This window comes from Micromonospora sp. ATLC16 (assembly GCF_057196645.1).
The window spans coordinates 1-5,962 of record NZ_JBXUOW010000126.1; the positions used below are offsets into that span (position 1 = coordinate 1).

A 5,962-nucleotide genomic window follows, 5' to 3' on the forward strand; every position below is an offset into this window, starting at 1 on the left:
GACCAGGCGTGCACGGCCGCCGCCAGGCCGGCGAGCGCCCGCGCCGTCGACCATTCGCCCCGGGCCGGTGCGACCAGCCCGCGCCCGCCGGCCGTCCCGTGCGCCAGCCGGTAGCCGGTGTCACCCAGCGACCGACCGACCCGGTGCAGCAGTTCCGGCCGTACGGCCAGCTTCTCCTCGGCCATCGTCCCTCCCGTCTGGCGTCAGCACGACGCAGACGCTAGGCGGTGGTGGGACCGGTGGCGGTGCCCTGTGGACAGCCGGTGGTGGCGCCACCTTCGGTTTGTCCACAGGCGTTGCCGGACGCGTCGCCGACGGCTATCTTGCCGCCGCCGCGCCGGTAGGGTTGGCCGGGTGATCGGGAAACGGGGTGTGGCATGAGACCGGTCTGGCGGGTCGCGGACGTACGCGCGGCGGAGTCCGCCCTGATGGCCACGGTGCCGCCCGGCACACTGATGCAACGCGCCGCCGCCGGGCTGGCCCGCCGCTGCGCGTTGCTGCTCGCCGAGCGGGACGGGGTGTACGCCGCGCCGGTGCTGCTGCTCGTCGGCTCCGGCGACAACGGCGGCGACACCCTGTACGCGGGTGCCCGGTTGGCCCGGCGCGGCGCCGCCGTGTCGGCGTTGCTGCTCACCCCGGATCGGGTGCACGCCGAAGGGCTGGCCGCGCTGCGTGCCGCCGGAGGGCGGGTCGTGTCGCGACCGCCGGCCGTGGTCGACGTGGTGCTCGACGGGATCGTCGGCATCGGCGGCCGTGGTGGCCTGCGGGAGACCGCCGAGCAGTTGGCGGCGAGTCTGCTGCGGCACCGGGGACGTGACGGCGAGCGGGCGACGGTGGTGGCGGTGGACGTGCCCAGTGGTGTCGCGGTGGACACCGGGGCGGTGCCGCTGACGCCGTCCGGCAGTCCGAACGCGGTGCGCGCCGACGTGACGGTGGCGTTCGGCGCGTTGAAGCCGGCCCTGGCGGTCGGCCCCGCCGCCGCGTTGGCCGGCGAGGTGGAACTGGTCGACATCGGGTTGGCGCCGTGGCTGCGCGGCAGCCCCGCGCTGCACCTCGTGGAGTGGTCGGACGTGGCCGACTGGTACCCGAGGCTCGGCCCCGGCTCGGAGAAGTACACCCGAGGGGTGGTCGGCGTGGCCACCGGCTCCGCGACGTACCCGGGTGCGGCGGTGCTCTCCGTCGGCGGCGCGCTGGCCGGTCCGACCGGCCTGGTCCGTTACGCCGGGGGTGCCCGGGACGAGGTGGTCCGCCAGCATCCCTCGGTGATCGCCACCGGCCGGGTGTCCGACGCCGGCCGGGTACAGGCGTGGGTGTGTGGGTCGGGTTTGGGCACCGACGAGCGGGCGGCGACCGAGCTGCGGACCGTGCTCGCCGCCCCGGTGCCGGTGGTGCTGGACGCCGACGCCTTGACCCTGCTGGTCGACGGCTCCCTCGCCGACCAGCTGCGCCGACGGGACGCGCCGATCGTGGTCACCCCGCACGATCGGGAGTTCACCCGGCTCTGCGGGGAGGAACCGGGCGCCGACCGGGTCGCCGCCACGCTTCGACTGGCCGCCTGGATGAACGCGGTGGTGCTGCTCAAGGGAGATCGTACGGTGGTCGGCACGCCGGACGGACGGGCGTACGTCAATCCGACCGGCACCCCCGCGCTGGCCACCGGTGGCACCGGCGACGTGCTGGCCGGACTGCTCGGTTCGTTGCTCGCGGCCGGGCTGCCGGCCGAGCGGGCCGCCGCCGCGGCGGCGTACCTGCACGGGCTGGCCGGTCGGCAGGCGGCCCGGGGCGGCCCGGTGACCGCGCCCGACGTCGCCGTCGCGCTGCGTCCCGTGCTGGCCCGTCTGCCCTGACTACCTGCCAGGGTGATCAGCCCGGAAAGTAGGGTGGGGGCATGTGGCAGGCCGAGGTACGTGTGGACCTAGACGCGATTCGGGAGAACGTGGACCGGCTGCGCGCCGGCACCAGCGCGGAACTGATGGCGGTGGTGAAGGGCGACGGCTACGGCCACGGCATGATCCCGGCGGCCCGAGCCGCGCTCGACGCGGGGGCGGACTGGCTCGGCGTCTGCACCCTGGACGAGGCGTTGACGCTGCGCGCGGCCGGCATCGACGCCCCGGTGCTGGCCTGGCTGCTCGCCCCGGGGCTACCGCTGCACACCGGCGTGACCGCCGGCATCGACCTGGGAGTGGCCAGCCTGCCGCAGTTCGACGAGATGCTGGCGGCGAGCCGCACGGCCGGGCGGCCCGCCCGACTGCACCTGAAGATCGACACCGGGCTGGCCCGGGGTGGCGCGACGGTCGCCGACTGGCCGGCTCTGCTCGACGCCGCCGCCAAGGCACAGGCCGACGGGCTGATCGAGGTGGTGGGTGTGTGGAGCCACTTCGTCTACGCGGACCTGCCCGGTCACCCGACCACGGACCGGCAGGTGGCGGTCTTCCACGAGGGGCTGGCCATGGTCGAGCGGGCCGGGCTCCGACCGCGTTACCGGCACCTGGCCAACTCGGCGGCCACGCTGACCCGGCCGGACACCCACTTCGACCTGGTCCGTCCGGGGCTGGCCGTCTACGGCCTCTCCCCGGTGGCGGGCGAGACGTACGGGCTGCGTCCGGCGATGACGGCCCGTGCCCGGGTGATGGTGACCAAGCGGGTGCCGGCCGGCGTGGGCGTCTCCTACGGCCACACCTACACGACCGAACGCGAGGCCAACCTCGCCGTGGTGCCGCTCGGCTACGCCGACGGGGTGCCCCGGCACGCCTCGAACTGCGGACCGGTGCAGCTCGGCGGAGTCCGCCGGACCATCTCCGGTCGGGTCTGCATGGACCAGTTCGTGCTCGACTGCGGCGACGACCCGGTGGCCGCCGGCGACGTGGCGACCCTCTTCGGCAGCGGGTCCGAGGGCGAGCCCACCGCCGACGACTGGGCCGACGCCGTCGGCACCATCAACTACGAGATCGTCACCCGGTTCGGCAGCACCCGGGTCCCGCGCGTCTACGACGGCGACCGGGCATGACCGGTTGGCACATCCCGCGGCCACGGACCACCGCCGGGAAGGCCGCCGGTCTGGTCGGTGCGGCGCTGGGGGTGGCCGCCGCCGGGCTGGCCGCCGGGGTCGCCACGGAACGCGCCCTGGTCCGCCGACTGAAGGCGGACCCCGCCGACCCGTGCGCCGAGGAGGTCTTCGGCGATCAGCGGTACGACGAGGCGTACCGGCTGGAGATGCCCGACGGCACCGACATCCACGTCGAGGTGGTCGAGCCGACCCGGCCGGTCGACGGCAACCCGACCGTGCTGCTGGTGCACGGCTTCTGCCTGGATATGGGCACCTTCCACTTCCAGCGCAAACTGCTCGCCGAGCAGGGTGAGCACCGGATCGTCGCGTACGACCAGCCGGGGCACGGCCGGTCGGGGCGACTGGAGAGCGGCGAATACGACCTGACGGCGCTGGGCCGTACGTTGCGCCGGGTGATCGACGAGGCGGCCCCCGAGGGGCCACTGGTGCTCGTCGGTCACTCGATGGGTGGCATGACCATCATGGCGCTGGCCGAGCTGTATCCGGAGATGTTCGGCGACCGGGTGGTGGGGACCGTGCTGATGGCCACCTCGGGCGGGCTGCTGGCGGAGACGAAGCTGGTCGCGCCCGCCCTGCTGGGCCGGGTCGGTGCGCCGGTGCTCTACATGGCGGGCAACGTCACCCGCTACGGCGGGCCGGTCATCGACCGGGCACGTCGCTCGACGACGAACGTGGCCTGGTTGCTGACCCGCAAATACGGCTTCGGCACCCGAGCGCCGAGCCCGGCACTGGTGTCGTACGTGGAGCAGATGAACTCCCGTACCTCCGCCGACACGGTGACCCGCTACCTGCGTACCCTGGCGACCCACTCCCGGTTCCCGGCACTGGCCGCGCTGGCGGGCACGCCGGTGTTGGTGATCGTCGGAGACAAGGACATGATCACACCGCTGACCCACTCGGAGGAGATCGTCCGGCGGCTGCCGCACGCCGAGTTCGTCAGGATTCCCGACAGCGGTCACGTGGTGATGCTGGAGCACGCCGACGAGGTGAACGCCGCGTTGCTCCGGTTCCTCGGCACCTGTGGACGGGACGACTCGTGACCGAGGTCGTACTGCCGACGGTCGCGGACACCCACACCTTCGGGCGTCGGCTGGCCGGGTTGCTGCGCGCCGGTGATCTGGTGCTGCTCACCGGCCCGCTGGGTGCCGGCAAGACCGCGCTGACCCGGGGAATCGGCGCCGGTCTGGAGGTGCTCGGCGACATCACCTCCCCGACGTTCGTGATCGCCCGGGTGCACCGACCGGACCCGACGAGCGGACGAGGCGTGTCGCTGGTGCACGCCGACGCGTACCGGTTGGGTGACGCGAGCGATCCCCGGGCCGAGATCGACGACCTCGACCTGGACGCTTCGGTCGACGACTCGGTGACCGTGGTGGAGTGGGGCGAAGGACTTGTCGAGCAACTGGCCGACGCTCATCTACGGGTCCGCCTGCACCGCCAGGACGACGACACCCGGACGGCTGAGCTGGAGCCGGTCGGTGGCGACTGGGCCGAGCGCCTCTCCGCCCTGGGCTGAGCGCCGTCGTACCCGATACCTACAGTGCCCGCAGACGTTCCCACCGGTGAGAGGCTGCCGATGCCCGACGACACCCCCGCGCTCGACCTGCTGGCGCTGCTACCCGACGAGTGGCGGGCGGTGCTGGCTCCGCATGTCGACCCGGCCCGCACGGCCGCGTTGAGCGAGTTCGTCGCCCGGGAGTACGCCACCGCCACGGTCTTCCCGCCGGTGGTGGACCTCTTCGCGGCCTACCGGCTGTGTGCCCCGTCGGCCTGCCGGGTGCTGATCCTCGGGCAGGATCCCTACCACCGGGCCGGCCAGGCGCACGGGTTGAGCTTCAGCGTGCGTGAGGGGGTGGCGGTGCCGCCGTCGTTGCGCAACGTCTTCAAGGAACTGGGCGAGGATCTGGGCGTGCCGAAGCCGCGCAGCGGCAACCTCGACGGCTGGGCGGCGCAGGGCGTGCTGTTGCTCAACTCGGTGCTGACCGTGCGCCAGGGCACCCCCGGGTCACATGCCAACCGGGGCTGGGAGGAGTTCACCGACGCGACCATCCGGGCACTCGACGCGCTGGAGTCGCGGGTGGTGTTCCTGCTCTGGGGCGGGTATGCCCGGAAGAAGGCGGCCCTGGTCGGCAATCCGCAGCACGTGGTCCTGGAGGCCGGTCACCCCAGCCCGATGAACCCACGCGGCTTCCTCGGCAGCCGCCCGTTCAGCGCCGCCAACAAGGCGCTCGCCGACGCCGGCCTGCCCACCATCGACTGGGAACGCTCGGCCGGCTGAGCCGTGTGCTCCTGCCGCCACGCCGCCCGCACGTACCAGGTGGTGGCATCCACCTGGTTGGTCGGAGGAGCCGGTCGGACGGCATTCCTTGACTGATGTCGATCGTTGGATAACGATATCGAATATAGACGCCGGCTTACGTCTTCAGTTTGGGGGTCAGTGGCGACGCAAAGTAGCAGTGGGGCACCTATACAACCGACAGTCCGGCAATTCGTACAACCATGGCGCGGCATCGACGCGTGGTGACCGTCCCTTTACCACACGCACCCCGCCGATTACGTCACGCCGCCTCTCGCAAGGAGAAGCACACCACCATGAACGAAACTATCACCCACCGAAAGAGCCGCCGACGCGGCCGCATCAGGATGCTGGCTGCCGCCGCCTGTGCCGCGGTGCTGGCCACGACCGGCACTGTCGCGATCTCGGCCAGCCCCGCCCAGGCCGAGGCTGACCGGCAGGTCTGCTCGAGCACGGAAGGCACCCACAACGGGTTTTTCTTCTCGTTCTGGAAGGACAGCGGCGACGCCTGCATGGTGTTGCGTGAGAACGGCCGCTACTCCAGCTCGTGGAGCAGGAGCACCAACAACTGGGTCGGCGGCAAGGGCTGGAACCCCGGT

6 protein-coding genes and 1 pseudogene are annotated in these 5,962 nt (G+C 72.6%); 6 read left to right on the forward strand and 1 reads right to left on the reverse strand.

Annotated features, from left to right (window positions below):
• Positions 1-185 (reverse strand): annotated as a pseudogene (locus AC2CHE_RS26310) (hypothetical protein); the annotation flags it as partial.
• 192 nt (positions 186-377) lie between these two features.
• On the opposite strand from AC2CHE_RS26310, the gene AC2CHE_RS26315 reads away from it, so the two are divergent.
• From AC2CHE_RS26315 to AC2CHE_RS26340, 6 genes are all read left to right on the forward strand, one after another.
• On the forward strand, positions 378-1,847 hold the full coding sequence (locus tag AC2CHE_RS26315; RefSeq protein ID WP_484507525.1) for an NAD(P)H-hydrate dehydratase: 1,470 nt from the start codon (positions 378-380) through the stop codon (positions 1,845-1,847).
• 41 nt (positions 1,848-1,888) lie between these two features.
• On the forward strand, positions 1,889-3,007 hold the full coding sequence (gene alr, locus AC2CHE_RS26320) for an alanine racemase (RefSeq protein ID WP_484507526.1): 1,119 nt from the start codon (positions 1,889-1,891) through the stop codon (positions 3,005-3,007).
• Positions 3,004-4,107: an alpha/beta fold hydrolase gene (locus AC2CHE_RS26325; RefSeq protein WP_484507527.1), complete on the forward strand. Its 1,104-nt coding sequence runs from the start codon at positions 3,004-3,006 to the stop codon at positions 4,105-4,107. The genes alr and AC2CHE_RS26325 overlap by 4 nt, the downstream gene beginning before the upstream one ends.
• On the forward strand, positions 4,104-4,583 hold the full coding sequence (gene tsaE, locus AC2CHE_RS26330; RefSeq protein WP_484507528.1) for a tRNA (adenosine(37)-N6)-threonylcarbamoyltransferase complex ATPase subunit type 1 TsaE: 480 nt from the start codon (positions 4,104-4,106) through the stop codon (positions 4,581-4,583). Before AC2CHE_RS26325 ends, tsaE begins: the two co-directional genes overlap by 4 nt.
• Before the next feature lie 60 nt (positions 4,584-4,643).
• Entirely contained in the window at positions 4,644-5,345 is a 702-nt protein-coding gene (gene ung / locus AC2CHE_RS26335; RefSeq protein ID WP_484507529.1) for a uracil-DNA glycosylase, read from the forward strand.
• A 314-nt stretch (positions 5,346-5,659) separates the two neighbouring features.
• Positions 5,660-5,962, forward strand: a 303-nt coding sequence (locus tag AC2CHE_RS26340) for a glycoside hydrolase family 11 protein (RefSeq protein ID WP_484507530.1), incomplete at its 3' end; no start/stop codon positions are given.

What these genes read in the sequence shown, in the direction of transcription:
- AC2CHE_RS26315 (WP_484507525.1), top strand. Translation starts at nt 378, where the DNA reads ATGAGACCGGTCTGGCGGGTCGCGGACGTACGCGCGGCGGAGTCCGCC.
- alr (WP_484507526.1), top strand. Translation starts at nt 1,889, where the DNA reads ATGTGGCAGGCCGAGGTACGTGTGGACCTAGACGCGATTCGGGAGAAC.
- AC2CHE_RS26325 (WP_484507527.1), top strand. Translation starts at nt 3,004, where the DNA reads ATGACCGGTTGGCACATCCCGCGGCCACGGACCACCGCCGGGAAGGCC.
- ung (WP_484507529.1), top strand. Translation starts at nt 4,644, where the DNA reads ATGCCCGACGACACCCCCGCGCTCGACCTGCTGGCGCTGCTACCCGAC.